The sequence below is a fragment of the Comamonas composti DSM 21721 genome, assembly GCF_000429845.1.
Taxonomy (GTDB): Bacteria; Pseudomonadota; Gammaproteobacteria; order Burkholderiales; family Burkholderiaceae_C; genus Comamonas; species Comamonas composti.
Genome location: NZ_KE386971.1, coordinates 307,204 through 326,046, shown reverse-complemented (window position 1 = coordinate 326,046; position 18,843 = coordinate 307,204). Strand labels below are relative to the sequence as shown.

Below are 18,843 nucleotides of genomic sequence, written 5' to 3'. Positions count from 1 at the left end.
AAAGCTGCTTGCGCTTTCTACACGGACATTTCAGATGCTTAATGGCTTGAAAGTGATTAACAGCAAGCGCTAGCAGCTCCTTTATTTGATGCATTCCTCATGAGCAACAAGCCCCCCGCAGATCCCGACATCAGCGCGCGCACGCGCAAGGCCTTGTCCGAAGCCCGCGCGCGCGGCGTGCAACTGGGCAAGGCGGGGGCCGCGAATCTGCAGGCCACGGTGCAAAAGCGCAAGGCCGATGCGGATGCATTTGCGCGCCAGCACCAGGCCTTGTTCGACGAGCTGCAGTCGCGCGGCCTGACGCATCGCGCCATGGCGGCCGAGCTCAATGCGCGCGGCATTGTGGCGGCGCGCGGCGGGCCATGGACGCATGGCCAGGTTCAGCGCATCTTGAACCGCTATGCCGACGGCCTGCCCGAAGCCGGCGGCGAAGACTGAGCCCGAAAGCCATCCAACGCGGCTGCGTTTAGAATCCGCAACTCGGGTGCAACAGGGGCGCCCGCCCGCACAAGAGGCTCTCACCCGGTTGTTTCTGCCCAGGCCTGGACGCTTTGCCGCCCGGCCCGGACATGAAGACATGCATTTCTGTCTTGATGGACCCAGGTTAGTCATGGCCCAGCGCGGGGGGCTGTCGACGCAACCAGGAGCCCTGTCAATGACCATTTCTCCCCTTTCCCCGCAAGCGCGCCGCACGCTGCTGCGCAACTACAAACAGGCGTTTCCCGCCATGGGAATCTATGCCGTGCGCTGCGATGCCGCAGGCCTGCTGCGCCTGGGCGCCAGCCGCAATGTGGACGGCATGCTCAACCGCATACGCTTTGAGCTGGCCACCGGCCTGCGGCGCGATGCCGCGCTGGCCCGGGCCTGGGCCAGCCATGGCGAGGCGGGCTTTCGCTTCGAGGTGCTCGACCGTGTCAGGCAGCGCACCGATCCCGATTTCGACTACGAAGCCGAACTCCAGGCCTTGCTCGCACTGTGGCAGGCCGAGCTGCAACCACAGCCCGGGGAGTCCGCATGAAGTCCCAGGACTTGGTCGGCGAGCTCAAGATACGCGCACGCGTGCGCCTCAACACCGCACGCCGCGAAGGGGCCGAGCCTGCGGGCACGCTGCGCGATCAACTGCACACCGCCGCGCGCGAGACTGGCTTTGCCGACTGGGCGCATGCGCGCCATGTGCTGGGCGGCGCGGCCGGCTGCGGCGAGGACATGGGCAGCTTCTGGCATGCGCCGCGCACGGGCATCTTGCTGCACATCTGGTTTGCGCGCCACGAAGAGGCAGCCGCCGTGCTGGCCGATGATCCCGAAGGCTTTTTGCTGCCCTACAGGCGCCAGTGCTTCATCGTGCAGGCGCCTTTCATCACCGCCCTGGGCCTGGATGCGAGCGATGCCGCCTGGGCTGCGATGGGGCGCGATCTGTGCGCGGGCTATGGCAGTGCTGCCTGGCGCCATCTGGCCTGGCAGCGTTTGCGTGCACCGTTGCTCAGTTTTGCCCGGGTGTGAGCGGCGGCTCGCACGGCCTGAGCTCGGGCGCGCGCCATTCGAGCAGCTCGCCCAGGCGCAGCACAATCCAGCGCGCCTCGGCGGGGTTCACGGGCGAGCCCTGGCCGGCCAGGCCGGCGTGCATGGCCTCGAGCACGCCTTCCTCCGAAGAGTTGCCGCTGTGATAAATCGTCTGTGCCTGCTCCACGAGGTGGCAGGCCAGGTCTTCGCAGAGCTCGTAGCGTGCAAGGACTTCAGCCTGCGCGGTCTTGAGCCGGCCCAGGCGGTCGGCGAACAAGGCCATGAAGCTCGGTGGCGGCTGGATCTGGCTGGTCTCGTCCATGGCGGCTCTCAGTCAGGCTCGAACAGGCGCTCGAAGCGCGCGATGTCCTCGGCCAGCTCGCAGCTCACGAGCTGGCCCATCCTGCCGTCGGCCAGGCGCTGGGCCGCAAACAGCGTGGCCTGGCCGCGAAAGCCGTAGTCGGGCAGGTGGATCATGCTGTAGGGGTGGGGCACGAACAGCTGGTGCTCGAACACCACGCGTACCTCGTTGCGCGGCGAGGGGTAGAGCGTGTAGTCGGGGGTGGTAATCGTCAGGGTGGCCATACGAGCGTCAAGCAGATGAATCCGGCCAATGCTAGCGCTTGTGCAGCGGGCTGGGCCGGCCTGCGACAATTCAGGCATGCAACAAGCCCGTGTTTTCATACAGACCCAGGACTTCGATGTCTCGGCCGAGCTGGCTGCGCTGCGCGCCGGCGATGCAGGTGTGGGTGCCGCCTGCTGCTTTGTGGGCCTGGTGCGCGACCGCAACGAAGGCGACGAAGTGGCCAGCATGGAGCTGGAGCACTACCCGGGCATGACCGAAAAATCCATAGAAGCCATCATCGACCAGGCCCAGGCGCGCTTTGGCATTCATGGTGCGCGCGTCATCCACCGCGTGGGCCTGCTCGCGCCCATGGAGCAGATCGTGCTCGTGGCCGTCACGGCCGCCCACCGGGGCAAGGCTTTCGAGGCCTGCGAATACATCATGGACTATCTCAAATCCCTGGCGCCGTTCTGGAAGAAGGAGCAGACCCCGGCCGGCGCGCGCTGGGTGGATGCGCGCGTGAGCGACGAGCAGGCGCTGGAGAGGTGGAGTCTGGGACTGTGAGCGGTCCTGCATTTTTTATTCATCCTGGATCGGCAGTGAGCCGAATCTGTACATGCTGATAGCCAAAGAACAAGCCTTGCATTTCATTAATCACTATCAGGAGCTGCTGACCGAGGTTGCCTTGATCAGCGGCCTGGTCAAGCGGCAGGAGGGGTGGGGCAGTGTGAGCGAGATGCTGGTGGCGGCTCGCACGGCCATGCTGGCTGACCCCGGACTGTGCGAGCAAGCGCTGCAAAGCCTGCAGGACAAAGGCCTCTCCGTTGCCGAGGATGTGCGAAAGGCCGTGCTCAGCCTGCGGGTGGACCACTGGGTTTACCTGCGTGACACAACGAGCTATAGCGTGCTGATGGATGCCCGCAATGAAGAGGCCGCTTATGCCGTCAAATGCCTGACCACCAGGCTCAAGGAACTGGTTGGTGATAGTGGCGCCTTTATCGAGTGCGGACTTTTGGCCTACCAAGGCCAGCTCATCAGCGATGGCTTGGTGGGTTTCGTGGCCTGGATAGGCAACAACTACCGCCGCAGCTTCAATCAGAATCTGACGGAACTGCGCGCCAAAGGGCAGTTGTATGGTGATCGCGTGCTGCCAGCACCGTTGGCAGCCCGTGGGAAGAAAAAGATCAAGAACGCTTGACAGGCCAGGTGTTTTTATGGAGGCCGCTGGCAAGAAGAAGTCTGCATCTCCAACGAGCGAGCCTGCTGCGGCAAAAAAGTGACGCCAAAGCGGAGTGTGGCTGAATGCCGCGTTGAGCCAGCGCGCTGGCTTGGCTTTTCCGTTTGAGGAAGCGGTTTGAGGATGGGGTTTGGACCTACACAGTTTGCGGGATTCAAAGGCCAAGCTGGCTGAGCAGGTCGCCCTGAATCTTGAAATCTCGCATGAGGCTCCCAGATTCAGAGCAGTGACTCTGTTTTGGAGCAAGAACAAACATGCGAATCGACAAACTGACGACGAAATTCCAGGAAGCTTTGGCCGATGCCCAGTCTCTCGCGCTGGGAGGTGATCAGGCCAGCATCGAACCCTTGCACGTGCTCGTGGCCCTGCTGCGCCAGGAGGACGGGCCGCGCGCGCTGCTGCAGCGTGCGGGCGCCAATGTGGGCCAGTTGCAGACCGTGGCCGAAAAGGCGCTGGCCGATCTGCCGAAGGTCCAGCATCAGGACCAGGTGCAGGTGGGCTCGGAGCTGGCGCGCCTGCTGCAGGCCACGGAAAAGGAGGCCTTGAAGCGCAGCGACCAGTTCATTGCCAGCGAGCTGTTCCTGCTGGCGCTCACCGATGGCAGCGGCGCATCCACGCGCGCAGGCCAGTTGCTCAAGGAGGCCGGCGTCTCGCGCTCCAGCCTGGAGACGGCCATCGAGGCCGTGCGCGGCGGCCAGAGCGTGGACAGCGCCGAGGCCGAAGGCCAGCGCGAAGCGCTCAAGAAATACACGCTGGATCTGACCGAGCGCGCCAGAAGCGGCAAGCTCGACCCCGTGATCGGCCGTGACGACGAGATCCGCCGCTCCATCCAGGTGCTGCAGCGCCGCAGCAAGAACAACCCGGTGCTCATCGGCGAGCCCGGCGTGGGCAAGACCGCCATCGTCGAAGGCCTGGCCCAGCGCATCGTGGCCGGCGAGGTGCCGGAATCGCTCAAGAACAAGCGCGTGCTGTCGCTGGACATGGCCGGCCTGCTGGCCGGCGCCAAGTACCGTGGCGACTTCGAGGAGCGCCTCAAATCCGTGCTCAAGGAAGTGGCCCAGGAAGAGGGGCGCATCATCCTCTTCATCGACGAAATCCACACCATGGTGGGCGCGGGCAAGGCCGATGGCGCCATGGACGCCGGCAATATGCTCAAGCCGGCCCTGGCGCGCGGCGAGTTGCACTGCATTGGCGCGACCACGCTGGACGAGTACCGCAAGTACATCGAAAAGGATGCGGCGCTGGAGCGGCGCTTTCAGAAGGTGCTGGTCAACGAGCCCACGGTCGAGGACACGATTGCCATCCTGCGCGGTCTGCAGGTGCGCTACGAGGCCCACCATGGCGTGGACATCACCGATCCGGCCATCGTGGCTGCGGCCGAACTCTCGCACCGCTACATCACCGACCGCTTTCTGCCCGACAAGGCCATTGACCTGATCGATGAGGCTGCGGCCAAGATCAAGATCGAGATCGATTCCAAGCCCGAGGCTCTGGACAAGCTCGAACGCCGCATGATCCAGCTCAAGATCGAGCGCGAGGCCGTGAAGAAGGAAAAGGACGAGGCCTCGCAAAAGCGCTTGCAGCTGATCGAGGAAGAGCTCGCCAGCCTGGAGCGCGAATACGCGGACCTGGAGGAAGTCTGGAAGTCCGAGAAGGCCAGTGCCCAGGGCTCGGAGCAGATCCGCAAGGAGATCGACCAGATCCGCATACAGATCGAGGAACTCAAGCGCAAGGGCGACTTCAACAAGGTGGCCGAGCTGCAGTACGGCAAGCTGCCCGCGCTCGAAAAACAGTTGCATGAAGCCCAGGCCAGCGAAGAGGGCCAGGCCGGCGAGTCCTCGCACAGGCTGTTGCGCACCCAGGTCGGGGCCGAGGAGATCGCCGAAGTGGTGAGCCGCGCCACGGGCATTCCCGTAGCCAAGATGATGCAGGGCGAGAAGGACAAGCTTTTGCGCATGGAGGACAAGCTGCACGAGCGCGTGGTCGGCCAGGACGAGGCGATCTCGGCCGTGGCCAATGCCATACGCCGCTCGCGCTCCGGCCTGGCCGATCCCAACCGGCCCACAGGCTCCTTTCTGTTCCTGGGCCCCACGGGCGTGGGCAAGACCGAGCTGTGCAAGGCGCTTGCCGGTTTTCTGTTCGACAGCGAAGACCACCTGGTGCGCATAGACATGAGCGAGTTCATGGAAAAGCATAGCGTGGCGCGCTTGATTGGAGCGCCTCCTGGCTATGTGGGCTATGAAGAGGGCGGCTATCTGACCGAGGCCGTGCGCCGCAAGCCCTATAGTGTTCTGCTGCTCGATGAGGTGGAGAAAGCCCATCCCGACGTGTTCAACGTGCTGCTGCAGGTGCTGGACGACGGCCGTCTCACCGATGGCCAGGGCCGCACTGTGGACTTCAAGAACACGGTTATCGTGATGACCAGCAATATCGGCTCCATGCTCATACAGTCCATGGTGGGCGCAGAGTATGAGGACGTAAAAGAAGCGGTCTGGGGGGAACTTAAAAACCATTTCCGGCCCGAATTCCTGAACCGCATCGACGAGACCGTGGTGTTTCACTCTCTGGATGCGAAGAATATCGAGTCGATTGCGCGGATACAGCTCCAACTGCTTGAGCGCCGTTTGGAGAAAATGGATCTCGGTTTGGTTGTTTCCGATCAGGCCCTGGCCGAGCTGGCCAAGGTTGGATTTGATCCCGTATTCGGCGCAAGACCGCTGAAGAGGGCGATACAGCAGAGGATTGAGAATCCGCTCTCCAGGCTGTTGCTGGAGGGCAGGTTCCCGCCCAAGAGCACGATTGAGGTGCAGGTGGACCCGGTACAGGATCCGGGAGTCTTCCGGTTCGAGGCAGCAGGCGAGGCCTGAAGCCCGAGACTGGACTAGAAAGGTTTGGTTTTGAACGATTTCGTCACCACGTTGAGCCGCTGGACCGTTCGCATCGTGCTGGTGCTGGTCGGTCTGGTTTTTGTGGCCAGTCTGATTGCTGCTGCGGCGCTGCTGGCGCTGATCTGGGGCATCAGGGCACTGTGGGCCAAGCTCACGGGTCAGCCGATCACGCCCTGGGCCATGCGCATGAATCCGCGTACGGGCTGGGAAACCGTGTATCGCTCAGGTGCACAGTGGATGGCCCAGGCCGGCTCGGGCGAGCGCAGCCAGCGCGGTTATGCTGCGGGCCGCCGCGCCGGAGCCCTGCCTGGCGCAGGTGAGGTGACGGATGTTCAGCCACGGGAGGTGCGTGAGCCCTGAGCCTCCCCATCTGGCTGCGGCCTGGGTGCCGGAGCGTGTCCTTTCCACTCGTAAAGGGAGCCCATGTGGGGGCTCCCTTTTTTTGTAGCAGTCGAGTGGCTGGCCTGTTATGGTCACAGGCTGCTGCTTTTTATCATTTGGTTTATGACGCAAATGGATTTACGCCAGGTCTTCGAACTCCAGCACCAGGCCAGCAGGGCCCAGGTGGAGACGCCGCTTGTGGTGCGCCGAGAGCGTTTGCTGCGCATGCAAAAGCTGCTGGACGAACACGGCGGAGTGCTGGCTGCAGCTGTGCAGGCCGATTTCGGCATGCGCTCGCCCAGGCTGACCGAGATGCTGGATCTGTTCGTCACGCGCAAGTTGCTAAAGCATGTGCTGGCCCATCTTGCGCGCTGGTCGCGGCGCCAGAAGGTGGCAACGCCCTTGATGCTGATGCCGGGCAAGGCCTGGATAGAGCGCCAGCCTCTGGGCGTGGTGGGCGTGATCTCGCCCTGGAACTATCCCGTGCAGTTGGCACTGGGCCCGGCCATCACGGCCATGGCTGCGGGCAACCGCGTGATGCTCAAGCCCAGTGAGCTCACGCCCCATACCTCGGCCCAGCTTGCGGCCCTGATCTCACAGTTTTTCGCCCCCGAGGAGTTTGCCGTCATAGAAGGCGATGTCAGCGTGGCCACGCAGTTCGCGGGCCTGAGCTTTGACCACCTGGTGTTCACGGGCTCGACCTCGGTGGGGCGGCGCGTGGCCCAGGCTGCCGCCGCGCACCTGACGCCGACCACGCTGGAGCTGGGCGGCAAATCACCTTGCATCCTCGGCGAGGACTGTGACCTGGAGGATGCTGCGCTCAAGATCGCCCACGGCAAGCTGATCAATGCCGGGCAGACCTGCATTGCCCCCGACTACGTGCTGCTGCCGCGCGGTCAGGAGATGGCGTTTGCGCAGGCCTTTCGCCAGGCTGCACAAAAGCTTTTCCCAAGCTTCGCGGGCAATGCCGACTATGCCTCGATTCTGACCAAGCGCCACTTTGCGCGTCTGCGCCAGATGCTGCACCAGGCGCAGGGCATGGGAGCGCGCGTGGAGTGGATGGAAGATGGCAGCAAGAGCGCGGCTGCAGGCAGCCAGTCCGCCTGGGGCGATGCCGTGGAGCGGCAGATGGTGCCGGCCCTGGTGTTCGATGCCACGGCGCAGATGCAGCTCATGCAGGAGGAGATCTTCGGCCCCATCCTGCCCGTGATCAGCTATGAGAGGCTTGACGATGTGATCCACGCGATCAATGCCGGGCCCAGACCCCTGGCCCTGTACTGGTTTGGCCGCGATGAAAAGGTGCGCGATGCGGTCCTGAGCAAGACCGTGAGCGGGGGGGTGTCCATCAACGACACGCTCATGCACTTCGCACACGACAACCTGCCGTTTGGCGGCGTGGGCGATAGCGGCTGGGGGGCTTACCACTCCGAGCAGGGCTTTGTGCGCTTCAGCCATCAAAAGGCGGTGTTCGTGCAGTCGCGCTGGTCGGCCGCCTCGCTGCTCTACCCGCCTTACGGGCCCAAGTTCGACAACGTCATGGCATTGCTCAAGCGCTGGCTGTAGGTACGCTCTCAGATCGCGCCGAGCGCCTTTCAGCCAGTGCAGCTCCCCGCAAAGTCTTGTGGGACAAGTGTTAATTGCTCATTAATGATGAGCACCTAACACATCCTCATTCAGAGGGCAAGAAATCGACCACAGCCGTACTTGCGTGCATGGCTAAGAGCCGGGATACACGCAAAAAGCGCGAATGGGGTGACAATCACGCCCTCACATTTTCACCTGTTTTCGTTTCAGTTTTCCCATGTCCAGTATTCAGGTCCGCCCTGCCACACTTCGTGATGCAAAAGCGATTGCTCAAATCCATACTGCCTCCGCATTGGAGGCCTACCGAGGGCTACTTCCTGACGACCAGCTCAAGAGCATGTCCTCGGTTGAAAAACGCCAAGCCTATTGGCGCGAGGCCATTGAATTCTGCGAACCCCAGGTACAGGTCGCCATTGATGGCGACAAGATTGTCGGCTTTGTGGGTTTCGACCGTTCTCGCGATGAAAAATCGCGCCAGACCACGGGCGAGATCTGGGCCATTTATGCCTCTCCTTCACACTGGAGCCAGGGCGTTGGCGTTGCCCTGTGGGACGCTGCCCGCGATGGCCTTCTTGAAGAGGGCTGTACCAATGTGACGGCCTGGGTGCCGCTGCGCAATGAGCGCGCCCTGCGCTTTCACGAGCTTGCGGGCTTCAAGCGCGAGATGACCACGGCCAAGACCGCGCAGATCGGCGCCATCAAGATCGAGGAAGTGCGTCTCAAGCGCCCCTTGAACTGAACCCAACTGCCCCTGAGTCGCTTGCACGCCTTCGCCTCTGTTCGGGAGGGGGACGCTGCCTTGGCTGCGGGGCAGCCCTGGCTCGGCATCCCTGAGTTGGGCGGAGCCGGTTTTATGCAATCGGTGTGATCAACTCCATGGCTTGCTGATTGCTCGCTGGCTTACCTGGGCTTTTTCTATGCAGATGTCTTGCTCTTCTTCTTCGGCCTGGGCCGAGCTGTGCTGGCAGGAAGGCGATGCGCCGCGCAGTGCGCTGTGGCGTGCCGATGCGGGCCTGCCGCGTCGGGTCGAGGTGGTGGATGACAGCCTGTCCGCCGACCAGGCTTTTCGTCTGGCCAGCGAAGGCACGGCGCTTCTTTGGCGCGGCGATTTTCAGAATGCGCGCCAACTGCTGCTGGCCCTGGGGCGGCGCTGGGAAAAGCGCCAGAGCACGGCGTCCAAGCGCCGCAGCAAGGCCGGGCAGAGTCTGCAGTTTCCCCACGGTTTTCACCTTTACCGCCAGGCTCAGGCCCAGCGCGCGCGCCTGCTGGGCAGCCTGCTGATCGAGCTCGATCAGCATTGGCATTGCAGTCTGCGCCGTGCGCCCGACTGGAGCCAGGCCTGCCAGCAGGCCTTTGGTGTCTTGCCGGGCAAGCCGGTCGTCATGTCCTTGCGCGATCTGCTGGGCGCCCTTGGAGCCAGCGAGTGGCGCAAAAAGGGCGTGGAGCTCAGTCTGCCGGATCTGCCTGCCATGCGCATTCATCCGCATTACGGCGTGTTCTCTCCGGTGCGAGGCGAGTATCTGGAGCTGGTGGCGCGGGCCGCTTTGCCCCGTGCCGCACTCTTGGAGGCTGATCAGGGCCAGGCCCGGGTCTGGGACATAGGCGTGGGCACGGGAGTGCTCACAGCGCTGCTGCTCAGGCGTGGTGTGCCCAGGGTGGTGGCCACGGACCTCAGCGATCAGGCCCTGGCCTGCGCCGAGGACAATCTGCAGCGCCTGGGGCTGGGCGAGCGCGCCAGCCTGCTCAAGACCGATTTGTTTCCCGAGGGCCGCGCTGCCCTCATCGTCTGCAATCCGCCATGGCTGCCGGGCAAGCCCGGCTCCAGGCTGGAGCAGGCGGTGTATGACGAGGGTAGCCGCATGCTGCGCGGCTTTCTGCAAGGCCTTGGCACGCATTTGCTGCCCGACGGCCAGGCCTGGCTGATCGTGTCCGACCTGGCCGAGCATCTGTGCCTGCGCACGCGCGAGGAGCTGCTGGGCTGGATCAGCGATGCCGGCCTGCAGGTTCTGGGGCGCGACGATATCCGTCCGCGCCATGGCAAGGCTGCAGATGAGAGCGATCCGCTGCACAAGGCGCGGGCCGCCGAGCTGACTTCGCTCTGGCGCCTGGGGTTGGCCCAGTCCGCTCAGGCCTGAGCCAGCAGCAGGCTCAGTCGCTGGCGTATGCCGGCGGCCCTTTCCTCGCCCGCATGCTCGCGCACGGCATGCAGAAACACCCGGGCTGCGGCCTGCAGGCTGGACAGATCACGGGCCTGGCGCAGCATCTCGCGCATGGCCTGGGCCTTGTCCTCATGGCGGTTGGCAAACAGGCGTTCGCACATGTCGAACAAATACATGCGCGTGCTGGCGAGATTGACACTTGCAGCAGGGGCAGGCTCGGGCCTGTCCAGGCTGAGCGCCGGGTGGGCCGTTCTGCCGCTTTGGCCGGATCTGGGCTTGACCGGGACGTCCGGTCGCTGGGGCCTGAGATAGCCGTGCTCCATGAGCTGCTCCAGCAGTGCCTCCATCTCCTGACCGAAGATGTCGCGCAAGTCCGCGAGGTCGTGGCTCTCGACCATGAGCAGCAGCGAGCGCTGGCGCAGCGGCAGGCTGCGTTTGCCGGGCAGCAGCTCCTCTTGGGCTTTGGCGGTTTTTTGCAGCTGCATGGCGTGGCGTGAAGTTCAAGCAATCGTCATTGGATGTAACAAATATGACGAGGTCATGAACAGGCGAGTCTCCGGTTCGGGTATGGGCGAGTGCACAATGCCGGCTTGGAAAAATGACGCGCGGGGCTGCCCGCAGATTCTCGACCATGAAACTGCTGTTGGCCCCCATGGAGGGCTTGCTGGACTTTGTGCTGCGCGACGTGCTCACCCGTGTGGGCGGGGCCGATCGCTGCGTGTCCGAGTTCATTCGCGTCACCGGCAGTCTTTTGCCGGACAAGGTGTTTCTGCGCACCATGCCCGAGCTGCGCAATGGCAGCCGTACGCTGGCCGGCGTGCCTGTGCGCGCCCAGTTGCTGGGCTCCGATCCGCAGAGCATGGCCGAGAACGCGGCCAGTCTTGCACGCCTGGGGCCCGAGGGCATAGACCTCAACTTCGGCTGTCCGGCCAAGGTCGTGAATCGTCATGGCGGTGGCGCGGCCCTGCTGCAGGAGCCTGAGCAGATTGCGCGCGTGGTTGCGGCCGTGCGTGCGGCCGTGCCGGCGCCCATGCCGGTCTCGGCCAAGATGCGTCTGGGTTTCAACGACAGCAGCCTGATGCTCGATTGCGCCCAGGCCATGGCCGATGGCGGAGCCTGCGAAATCGTGGTCCATGGTCGCACCAAGCTCGATGGTTACAGGCCGCCCGCCTACTGGGACAGGATTGCGCGCATACGCGAAGCCGTGGCCGTGCCCGTGATCGCCAACGGCGAGATCTGGAGCGTGGCGGATGCCTTGCGCTGCCAGGCCGAGTCGGGCTGCATGGACTTGATGCTGGGCCGTGGCATCGTGGCCGATCCGGGGCTGGCGCTGGACATTCGCGCTGCCGTGGGTGCGGCAGCCATCAAGCCCTTGAGCTGGCAGGACTTGACGCCGCAGCTGGAGCGCTTTTGGCACATGGTCTGCGAGGGCCTGGAGCCGCGCCAGAGGGCCGGGCGCCTCAAGCAGTGGCTGAACCTGCTGCGCCGGCGCTTTCCCGAAGGCGAACAGGCCTATCAGGAGCTGCGCACCCAGACCGACCAGCGCGAGATCACGTTATGGATTCAGGCGCTGGTGCGGCGTGCCGCCGACGAGGCGCAGCCGGGCTGATCAAAGCAGCTCATCAGGTGCCAGCGGGCCTATGAGCCTAAGCAGCAGGCGCAGGCCCCAGCTGGCATCGGGCTCGCTGTGTTCGTCATCGCGCTCGCTGTCCCTGGGGGCCCGCCATGTCAGCTGCTGCTCGGGGCCCAGCTGCAGGTGCCAGCTGCCATAGGCGAGGCTGGCATCTATGCTGTGCGTGGCCAGTCCGGCCAGGCTGCGGCTGGCGATGAGCAAGGCCAGCTCGGTGTTCTGCAGCTGGGAGCGCAGGTCCAGATTCATGGAGCCGATCACGACCAGGTGGTTGTCGATGACCAGCAGCTTGGTGTGCAGCATGGCGCGCGATGCGCCCGAGGTGCCGGAGCTGCCCCAGGCGCTGCGGCCGGCCCTGAGCGCCGAGCGCAGGTTCGCGGGCTGGCTCAGCAGTTCATGGAGCTCCACGCCCATCTCCAGCAATTGCTTGCGGTGGCGCGCATAGCCGGCATGGGCCAGGGGCGCATCGTTGGAGGCCAGGGAGTTGGTCAGCACACGCACGCTGACGCCGCGTGAGCGCGCCTCGGCAAAGGCCTGCATCATGTCGGGCCCGGGAACGAAGTAGGGCGAGACCACGAGCAGCTCGCGGCGCGCGGAGCGCACGAGCGCAAGCAGGCCGTCCACCACGGTGGCGGCCTGCAGGGCCGGGGCCGACTGCTCGCGCAATCGCAGGTTTTGCCCCTGGCTTTGAGGGGCAGGGTGGGCAGGGGGTGGCTGCTCCAGAGCGTCTTCATGCTCGGACGCGATCTTGGCGGGACGGTCCGCAAGTACCACGGCCGAAGCCCAGACCCATGGCGTGGCATCGAGCTTCAAGGGGCGCTGATCCCAGATTCCGGGCGCGGGCTGTGCCCGAGCGGCGTCGGACAGCTCTTGCGAGGTCTGCTCATCGTCCTGCGCATACCGCGCGCGCAGCTGCCGCAGCTCGTCAAGTCCGATCAGGGACTGTACGGGGTAGGCCCGGGCATTGTTCCAGTAGCTGTCAAAGCTGCGCGACAGCTCTTTGACCACAGGGCCGGCGGCGAGCACATCGAGGTCCACGAAGTTGCCGTTGATGTCGGCATCGAAATAGGCATCGCCCAGGTTGCGCCCGCCGACCACGGCCATGACGTTGTCGGCCGCAAACAGCTTGTTGTGCATGCGCTGCTGGGCGCGCTGGAAGTCGGTGAGCACGGTATAGGCGCGACCCAGGGGCGAGCTGCGCGCGCCGGCCAGCGGGTTGAACATGCGCATCTCTATGCCGGGCACGAAGGCCAGGCGCATGACTTGGGCATCGGCGCCGGTGCTGTGGAAGTCGTCGAGCAGAACGCGCACGCGCACACCGCGCCGGGCTGCAGAGACCAGGCTGCGCAGCAGGCGCTGGCTGCTCTGGTCGGCATGGATGGCGTAGTACTGCAGATCCAGGGTGTGCTGGGCTGATTCGGCCAGCGCCAGGCGGGCGCCATAGGCGCTCTGGGCGCCGGCCAGCAGGTGAAACGCCGAGGCCTGAGGCTTGACGCGGGCCGGGCGCTGTCGCTCGATCAACTGGCCCAGGGCCGTATCTTGCGGCTGGGCCAGGGCGGTGGAGACGGGGCGCTCCACATGGACTGGCAACTGGCTGGCGCAGCCGGCAAGCAGCAGGGCCATGAAAAGCAGGGGCGCCAGCGCCCGGACGCAAGAATCCAGGGCCTTGGAAGAGTGCGGGCGAGAGCTGTTGTGCGCCATGGCATGCAGGCTTAAAAGTCGGCCCGCTCTTTGATGCGCGCGCGCAGCCGCAGATCAGGCCCCAGTTGCTGCACCTCGGCCAGCTCCAGGCAAAGGCCCTGGGACAGGCTGTCCAGCGGGCCGAAGTTGGCAAGGCCCATGGCGCCCGTGCCCAGAAGCCTGGGAGCCAGATAGAGCAAGAGCTCGTCCACCAGGCCTTCGCGAACCAGCGAGCCATTGAGCTTGAAGCCGGCCTCGACGTGCAGCTCGTTCGTGCCCCGCCCGGCCAGGTCGCGCATCATGGCTGCAAGATCGACCTTGGCTTGGGTATTGGGCATATCAATAACCGTAGCGCCTAGCGCTTGCAGCTCCTCGATCTTGGCCTTGTTTGTGCTTGTAGTGTAGATAAGGCAAGCGCTAGGCGCTTTTAAAACATGAGCATCCAGTGGGATCTCCAGCTTGCTGTCGACCACGGCCACGCGCGGCTGGCGCGGTGTGTTGACTTCGCGCACATTGAGGCGCGGGTTGTCGGCGAGCACCGTGCCTATGCCGGTGAGCAGGGTGCAGGCGCGCGCACGCCAGGCATGGCCGTCGGCGCGGGCCTCGGGGCCGGTGATCCACTGGCTGGCACCATTGTGCAGGGCCGTGGCGCCGTCCAGAGAGCTGGCCGCCTTCATGCGTACCCAGGGCGTGCCGCGCAGCATGCGGCTGAAAAAGCCGATGTTCAGCTCGCGCGACTCGGCGGCTCCAGGACCGGTTTCCACCTCGACTCCGGCCGCCCGCAGGCGTGCAAAGCCCCGGCCTGCGACCTCGGGGTTGGGGTCGGGCAGAGCGGCCACCACGCGTGCAATGCCGGCCGTAATCAAGGCGTCGCAGCAGGGCCCGGTGCGGCCGTGGTGGGAGCAGGGTTCCAGCGTCACATAAGCCGTGGCGCCACGCACATCCTGCCCATGAGCGGCCGCATCGCGCAGTGCCATGACCTCGGCATGCGCGCCCCCGGCCTGCTGGGTGAAGCCCTGGCCTATGGTGCGGCCATCCGGTGCCACGAGAACGCAGCCCACGCGAGGATTGGGCGAGGAAAGAAAAAGCGCTTGAGCGGCCTGCTCAAGCGCCTGATGCATATGGCTGGCATGGTTGGTCATGCCGGCGATGGTAATGCAGGGGGCGTGCTTTTACCTGCTCCAGCAGTCGGATGCAGATGCCCCTGATGCAAGGTTGTCTGCTCCTTGGTCTCCTGTATGGGACAGGGTTAAGTCACCGCACTTGTCGCCGGCCTGGGGCCCGGGGCTTTTGCGCTTTGCAATCAGCGTGAAGCTTTTGTCCGTGCTCGCCTTGAGTCCGATCTCGTAGCGTTTGGATGAGTTGTTTTTCCAGGAAAGTGCATCCGGCAGAACCTTGGTCTTGTCCGCATTCGTGGGGTAGGTTCCCATGGCGGTTGCGGCGCGCTCCATCCATAGCTGGGCCTGTAGCAGGCCGGCGCGTGCATCTGCGCGGTGGCCGCGGCGTATGTACTCGGTATAGCTGGGATAGGCGATGGCCGACAGAATGCCGACCACGGCGACAACAATCATGAGCTCGATCAGCGTAAAGCCTTGATTCTTGTATTTCATGGCGTTCCTTTTCCTTTTTCTGTGCGTCATTGCACCTGGCGCCAGCTGGGCCGCAAGGATTGCTCGGGCATGCGGGCCAGAAGCTCCTTGTTGTCCTGGTCTTTGCCAGGGTTGGTGCTGAGGTCGATGATTCTGTTTTGCTGCGTGATCAAGGTATGCGAGCCCTTGGAGACCTTGGCCCGGGAAACGCCGCCATCCGCATCGTTGTAGAAGCCGTCCTTGTTCTTGTCCACGATTTGTATCGACGGAGGCTGGCCGTCCATGATGTTGACCAGGGTGCGATATTGGCGCTCTTCATCGATGGAGGTGGACTCGCAGCTTTCGACGTCGACGTCCACTTTGGAGCCCTTGGCCGGCACCTGGGAGTAGACCACCAGGACGTTGCTGCCGTCGTAGAACTCCATGGGCTTGAGCAGGCGCTCGCCAATTGCCGGAAGATCCATGTACCAGCCGTTGAAGTCCTTCCAGGTGGCGGGCTTGAGAGCGTTGGCGGTGCTGGATGCCCCCAGGGTGCCGAAATTGCCGCTGTCGACCTCGGTGATTTTCTGTTCGGCCAGCTTGGCCTCGACAACCCCTGAGCCCAGGGGCTTGGATTGCGGTATGCATGCCGTGGTCGAGGCGGCCGTGCATCCGCTGTCTCCAGGCTTGACCGCAAGGCGCATGCCCTTGCTGGTTTTGACCAGGCCGTAGCGGGTGTTGTCCAGCACGGAATACAGCGTTTGCACCCGGACGCTGTTGGGATCCTCCAGGTCCACATTGCGGCCGGTTCCAAAAGCCACCATCATGCCGCCCACGGATTGGGTCTTGGTATTGGTGCCGGTGCCCACAACCATTAAGCGATCATTGGCCCGGACTGTGGGCGCAACGGTAATGGGCTGGGCATGGCTGCGTGCCGAGCCCAGCGAGGCCGGCCCTGTCGCCGTGAACAGGGGTTTGCCGTCAAAGGCTACCTTCCACTTGCTGTGGTCTATGTCGGTCAGGTCGAATTTCCAGAGATTGCCCAGGTTGTCGCCGGCATAGGCGATATCGGGGCGGCCGTCTCCGTTGAGGTCGACCAGGCGCGGTGCAGACAGGCCGTTGTCTGCGGCAAGATCCTGGCCCGGCGCATCATTCGTGGCCGCAATACGCAGCAGCTCGTTGTTGTCCAGGTACTGGATCAACAGCACGGGGCGCTGGTTGGTGCTGTTGTAGCCGTTGCCCATGACGGCAGCCCAGCGGTTGTTGTTCATGCGCGTGATCTGCGTGGTGCGCATGGGGTTGGCTTCGTCGAGTACGGGCTGGGCCGTGATATGGCCTATGTCCCTGTCTTCCTCCACGGCTTTCACGCAGGCGGCTTTTTGGGTGGAGGTCAGACCGTTTTGTTCGCAATTCGGTGCGGCTTCGCTCGAGCCTCGGGTGCGGTCCAGCCTGACGCTGTTTTTCGAGAAGCTGGCCGGGTCGGTCACGTCCAGCACGAAGTAGCCCTTGCCGCCGGCTCCGAGCGCGCCCACAAGCATGGTGCGCCAGTCTGGCGCATAGGAGCTGCTGTAGAGCGGATCGTCAGGCGCCTGAACACCCGTGCCCAGGTCTACATCGCCGGTCATGGGCGAGCCGTCGACGAAATGCTGGTGCATATCGTCGTACTGAGGATCGGTGAGCTTGTGCAGAGAGGGGATCACGCCTCGGGGGACATAGGCGATTTTTTCACTGCCATCGGCAGCAGAAAAGCCGTGCAGCATGCCGTCGTTGCCGCCCACATAAATCATGGACGTGCGCGCAGGATCTTTCGTGGCAAACGTTGCATACCCCTTGAGCGCGTAATTGCTGACCGGAGCGCCCGCATACCAGACCACGGAGTTGATGATGTCGCCCTGGCGGCTCTTGCGCTTTCTGAAGGGCTTGGAGCTGCTGTAGGTGGAGGCGCTGCGATCTTCCAGGCTGGTGTCGCCTCGCAGGTAGTTGAGCCGGTTTTCCCCGTTGGTTGCAACCGTGACTCCGGGCGCATTGGGGTTCAGTCCCAGCATGGCCTTCTGGGCCGTGCTCAGATACGTCTCTGCGCTGTCCCACTTGAAAAGCACGCCGCCTTTGTAGCCGTCTCCGCTTCGGACATCGCTCCAGGTGAGAATCAGGCGCTTGCCCAGATCCATGGCGTCGAGCTTGTCGGCCGTATTCTTGCCGCCCCATGCGGCGGCTGGCACTGGCTCACCGTTGGTCCCTACCGTCTCGGCCTTGATCAAGCCCTTCCAGGCATTCTGAGGCTCATAGGCGCTGGTGAACTTGAATACGCTGGAGCGCGTGATGTTTGATCCGCTGGTGGCCGTGGATGTGGGATCTGATTCGGTCAAGGGGTTGATGGTGCCTATGATCTGCTCAAAGGCCTTTTTCAGATCCTCCCCTTTTTCTACGGCGTAGAACTCACCCCGGCCATTCAGGGCCGAATGCCACATGTCATGGCCCTTGTCGTTGCCGGCGGCACGCCAGCCATAGGTGCCATTCGCGTAATCAGCCAGGTTGCCGTCAAAGCCATAGGGCAGCATGGACGAGGGGGCTGTGATCGTGCTCTTGCGAACTCCGCTGCTGGTGTAGTTGTTCTTGGGCAGGGCATCGTTGCTGAAGCCAATGGTAAAGGTCACCAGGTGGGGCCAGGTCGCGGGGTCGTAGCGTGGGTTCCAGTAGCGCTCCAACTCGACTTTGGCTCCCGTCTCCTTGCTGGTGAATGTTTCGTGAGACGGGGCTTTGCGGTAGGCCGACGAAGGCTGAGGGAGTCCTTCTAGGTTTTTGGGATCTTGCAACTGAGTCGCCCAGCTGTAGAAAGCCCAGTCTGCAATGGTGGTTGCGCTTTCGGTATCGCGATAGAGGCGGGTCTGGGGACTGTTGATGTCATACACGGTTCCATCAGGCAGAACGTGCCTGGCGCCGTCATAGTTCCTGGGGTCGGTGTTTTGCGTCTGGGCGTTCCAGCCCCCGTCAGTCAGCAGAATGTGGTAATTGCGGCGGCAACCGAGGTAAGGCTTTGCCTTCTCCCCGGGGACGGAGGCCCAGGGACCGTTGACGTTGAGTTTGGCCGTCATGTAGTCATGGGCGCGCCTGACCATCAAGTGTGTTGGCGTGTTGGTGCAGGCCGTGTAGTTTCCCATGTACTGCAAGAAGTTTGCGCGATGCTGGCCCTCGAGTACGCGCATGACATTCTTGTTGGTGCCGGAGCTCGCATCCAGGGGAACGGCCCAGGCCTGTCTGTTGACCGTGGTGCAGTTGCCCATGGTTTGCCAAGCCAGACGGATTTTTCCGTCGGGCAGCAGGTTGGTATCTTTGAATACGTCGATGACTGCGTTTTTCAATACGTTTGTGCGCCAGCCCAGGTCGACGCCCGTGGCGCTGCGCATGGTGGCGTTCATGCTGGTCGAATCGTCCAGGGAGAGTATGACGTTCGGAGCCACATAAGGCTCGGTCGTGCCCGGCGGTGCCTGTGCCAGGTCAAGGGCCAGGGCCATCTGCGGGCCGAGGGCGGCACCGACCGCGAGGGCCAGCAGGTTTTTGCGGAAACGGGGGGGCATAGTGCGATGCATGGCATCCTCCTCCTGGAGTAGCTTTGGTATGGTTCTCGTCGATCCGCAGGTGCCAGCGGTGCGG

18 protein-coding genes are annotated in these 18,843 nt (G+C 63.7%); 11 read left to right on the top strand and 7 right to left on the bottom strand.

The genetic code is table 11. From position 1 onward, the window contains the following. Positions 1-99: 99 nt before the first annotated feature. From G486_RS0118500 to G486_RS22810, 3 genes are all read left to right on the top strand, one after another. Entirely contained in the window at positions 100-438 is a 339-nt protein-coding gene (locus G486_RS0118500) for a recombinase family protein (protein ID WP_027016867.1), read from the top strand. A 217-nt stretch (positions 439-655) separates the two neighbouring features. Then, on the top strand, positions 656-1,018 hold the full coding sequence (locus G486_RS0118495) for a GIY-YIG nuclease family protein (RefSeq protein WP_027016866.1): 363 nt from the start codon (positions 656-658) through the stop codon (positions 1,016-1,018). Next, complete coding sequence (locus G486_RS22810; RefSeq protein WP_051303667.1) at positions 1,015-1,500, top strand: hypothetical protein; 486 nt, start codon at positions 1,015-1,017, stop codon at positions 1,498-1,500. The genes G486_RS0118495 and G486_RS22810 overlap by 4 nt, the downstream gene beginning before the upstream one ends. Here G486_RS22810 and G486_RS0118485 read toward each other — a convergent pair. Beyond that, positions 1,481-1,822: a hypothetical protein gene (locus G486_RS0118485; protein ID WP_027016865.1), complete on the bottom strand. Its 342-nt coding sequence runs from the start codon at positions 1,820-1,822 to the stop codon at positions 1,481-1,483. The genes G486_RS22810 and G486_RS0118485 overlap by 20 nt on opposite strands. Before the next feature lie 8 nt (positions 1,823-1,830). Next, entirely contained in the window at positions 1,831-2,085 is a 255-nt protein-coding gene (locus tag G486_RS0118480; RefSeq protein ID WP_027016864.1) for a hypothetical protein, read from the bottom strand. 76 nt (positions 2,086-2,161) lie between these two features. Between G486_RS0118480 and G486_RS0118475 the strand changes: the two genes are divergently transcribed. The 7 genes from G486_RS0118475 (at position 2,162) to G486_RS0118445 (ending at position 10,290) form a co-directional block, all read left to right on the top strand. Beyond that, entirely contained in the window at positions 2,162-2,629 is a 468-nt protein-coding gene (locus G486_RS0118475) for a molybdenum cofactor biosynthesis protein MoaE (RefSeq protein WP_027016863.1), read from the top strand. A 52-nt stretch (positions 2,630-2,681) separates the two neighbouring features. Then, positions 2,682-3,263 (top strand): hypothetical protein, encoded by a 582-nt coding sequence (locus G486_RS0118470; protein WP_027016862.1) that lies wholly within the window; start codon positions 2,682-2,684, stop codon positions 3,261-3,263. Between the two features lie 293 nt (positions 3,264-3,556). Next, the gene (gene clpB, locus G486_RS0118465) at positions 3,557-6,169 is read left to right on the top strand and encodes an ATP-dependent chaperone ClpB (RefSeq protein WP_027016861.1); all 2,613 of its coding nucleotides are present in this window, start codon (positions 3,557-3,559) and stop codon (positions 6,167-6,169) included. 30 nt (positions 6,170-6,199) lie between these two features. After that, positions 6,200-6,550: a hypothetical protein gene (locus G486_RS0118460; RefSeq protein ID WP_027016860.1), complete on the top strand. Its 351-nt coding sequence runs from the start codon at positions 6,200-6,202 to the stop codon at positions 6,548-6,550. Positions 6,551-6,694: 144 nt separating this feature from the next. Then, the gene (locus G486_RS0118455; RefSeq protein ID WP_027016859.1) at positions 6,695-8,134 is read left to right on the top strand and encodes a coniferyl aldehyde dehydrogenase; all 1,440 of its coding nucleotides are present in this window, start codon (positions 6,695-6,697) and stop codon (positions 8,132-8,134) included. 238 nt (positions 8,135-8,372) lie between these two features. Then, positions 8,373-8,894, top strand: a complete 522-nt coding sequence (locus tag G486_RS0118450; protein WP_027016858.1) for a GNAT family N-acetyltransferase — start codon at positions 8,373-8,375, stop codon at positions 8,892-8,894. 184 nt (positions 8,895-9,078) lie between these two features. Next, positions 9,079-10,290 (top strand): N5-glutamine methyltransferase family protein, encoded by a 1,212-nt coding sequence (locus G486_RS0118445; protein WP_027016857.1) that lies wholly within the window; start codon positions 9,079-9,081, stop codon positions 10,288-10,290. Here the strand turns inward: G486_RS0118445 and G486_RS0118440 are convergent. Beyond that, positions 10,281-10,799: a hypothetical protein gene (locus tag G486_RS0118440; protein ID WP_027016856.1), complete on the bottom strand. Its 519-nt coding sequence runs from the start codon at positions 10,797-10,799 to the stop codon at positions 10,281-10,283. The genes G486_RS0118445 and G486_RS0118440 overlap by 10 nt on opposite strands. Positions 10,800-10,945: 146 nt before the next feature. Here G486_RS0118440 and G486_RS0118435 point away from each other — a divergent pair, with 146 nt between their 5' ends. Next, the gene (locus G486_RS0118435) at positions 10,946-11,923 is read left to right on the top strand and encodes a tRNA dihydrouridine synthase (protein ID WP_027016855.1); all 978 of its coding nucleotides are present in this window, start codon (positions 10,946-10,948) and stop codon (positions 11,921-11,923) included. On the opposite strand, the gene G486_RS0118430 is transcribed toward G486_RS0118435, so the two are convergent. From G486_RS0118430 to G486_RS0118415, 4 genes are all read right to left on the bottom strand, one after another. Then, positions 11,924-13,567, bottom strand: a complete 1,644-nt coding sequence (locus G486_RS0118430) for a phospholipase D family protein (protein WP_245587368.1) — start codon at positions 13,565-13,567, stop codon at positions 11,924-11,926. Between the two features lie 89 nt (positions 13,568-13,656). Then, positions 13,657-14,766, bottom strand: coding sequence for a bifunctional diaminohydroxyphosphoribosylaminopyrimidine deaminase/5-amino-6-(5-phosphoribosylamino)uracil reductase RibD (gene ribD / locus G486_RS0118425; protein ID WP_027016853.1), 1,110 nt, complete (start codon positions 14,764-14,766; stop codon positions 13,657-13,659). 30 nt (positions 14,767-14,796) lie between these two features. Then, positions 14,797-15,234 carry a type IV pilin protein gene (locus G486_RS0118420; RefSeq protein WP_027016852.1) on the bottom strand — a complete coding sequence of 146 codons (438 nt, stop codon included), beginning with the start codon at positions 15,232-15,234 and terminating at the stop codon, positions 14,797-14,799. A 26-nt stretch (positions 15,235-15,260) separates the two neighbouring features. Continuing rightward, positions 15,261-18,779, bottom strand: coding sequence for a pilus assembly protein (locus G486_RS0118415; RefSeq protein WP_027016851.1), 3,519 nt, complete (start codon positions 18,777-18,779; stop codon positions 15,261-15,263). Positions 18,780-18,843: the final 64 nt, after the last annotated feature.

Coding starts and splice junctions, on each gene's coding strand:
- G486_RS0118485 (WP_027016865.1), bottom strand. CDS start 1,822: ATGGACGAGACCAGCCAGATCCAGCCGCCACCGAGCTTCATGGCCTTG.
- G486_RS0118495 (WP_027016866.1), top strand. CDS start 656: ATGACCATTTCTCCCCTTTCCCCGCAAGCGCGCCGCACGCTGCTGCGC.
- G486_RS0118435 (WP_027016855.1), top strand. CDS start 10,946: ATGAAACTGCTGTTGGCCCCCATGGAGGGCTTGCTGGACTTTGTGCTG.
- G486_RS0118470 (WP_027016862.1), top strand. CDS start 2,682: ATGCTGATAGCCAAAGAACAAGCCTTGCATTTCATTAATCACTATCAG.
- ribD (WP_027016853.1), bottom strand. CDS start 14,766: ATGACCAACCATGCCAGCCATATGCATCAGGCGCTTGAGCAGGCCGCT.
- G486_RS0118445 (WP_027016857.1), top strand. CDS start 9,079: ATGTCTTGCTCTTCTTCTTCGGCCTGGGCCGAGCTGTGCTGGCAGGAA.
- G486_RS0118440 (WP_027016856.1), bottom strand. CDS start 10,799: ATGCAGCTGCAAAAAACCGCCAAAGCCCAAGAGGAGCTGCTGCCCGGC.
- G486_RS0118455 (WP_027016859.1), top strand. CDS start 6,695: ATGACGCAAATGGATTTACGCCAGGTCTTCGAACTCCAGCACCAGGCC.
- G486_RS0118480 (WP_027016864.1), bottom strand. CDS start 2,085: ATGGCCACCCTGACGATTACCACCCCCGACTACACGCTCTACCCCTCG.
- G486_RS0118420 (WP_027016852.1), bottom strand. CDS start 15,234: ATGAAATACAAGAATCAAGGCTTTACGCTGATCGAGCTCATGATTGTT.
- G486_RS0118450 (WP_027016858.1), top strand. CDS start 8,373: ATGTCCAGTATTCAGGTCCGCCCTGCCACACTTCGTGATGCAAAAGCG.
- clpB (WP_027016861.1), top strand. CDS start 3,557: ATGCGAATCGACAAACTGACGACGAAATTCCAGGAAGCTTTGGCCGAT.
- G486_RS0118430 (WP_245587368.1), bottom strand. CDS start 13,567: ATGGCCCTGCTGCTTGCCGGCTGCGCCAGCCAGTTGCCAGTCCATGTG.
- G486_RS0118500 (WP_027016867.1), top strand. CDS start 100: ATGAGCAACAAGCCCCCCGCAGATCCCGACATCAGCGCGCGCACGCGC.
- G486_RS0118415 (WP_027016851.1), bottom strand. CDS start 18,779: ATGCATCGCACTATGCCCCCCCGTTTCCGCAAAAACCTGCTGGCCCTC.
- G486_RS22810 (WP_051303667.1), top strand. CDS start 1,015: ATGAAGTCCCAGGACTTGGTCGGCGAGCTCAAGATACGCGCACGCGTG.
- G486_RS0118475 (WP_027016863.1), top strand. CDS start 2,162: ATGCAACAAGCCCGTGTTTTCATACAGACCCAGGACTTCGATGTCTCG.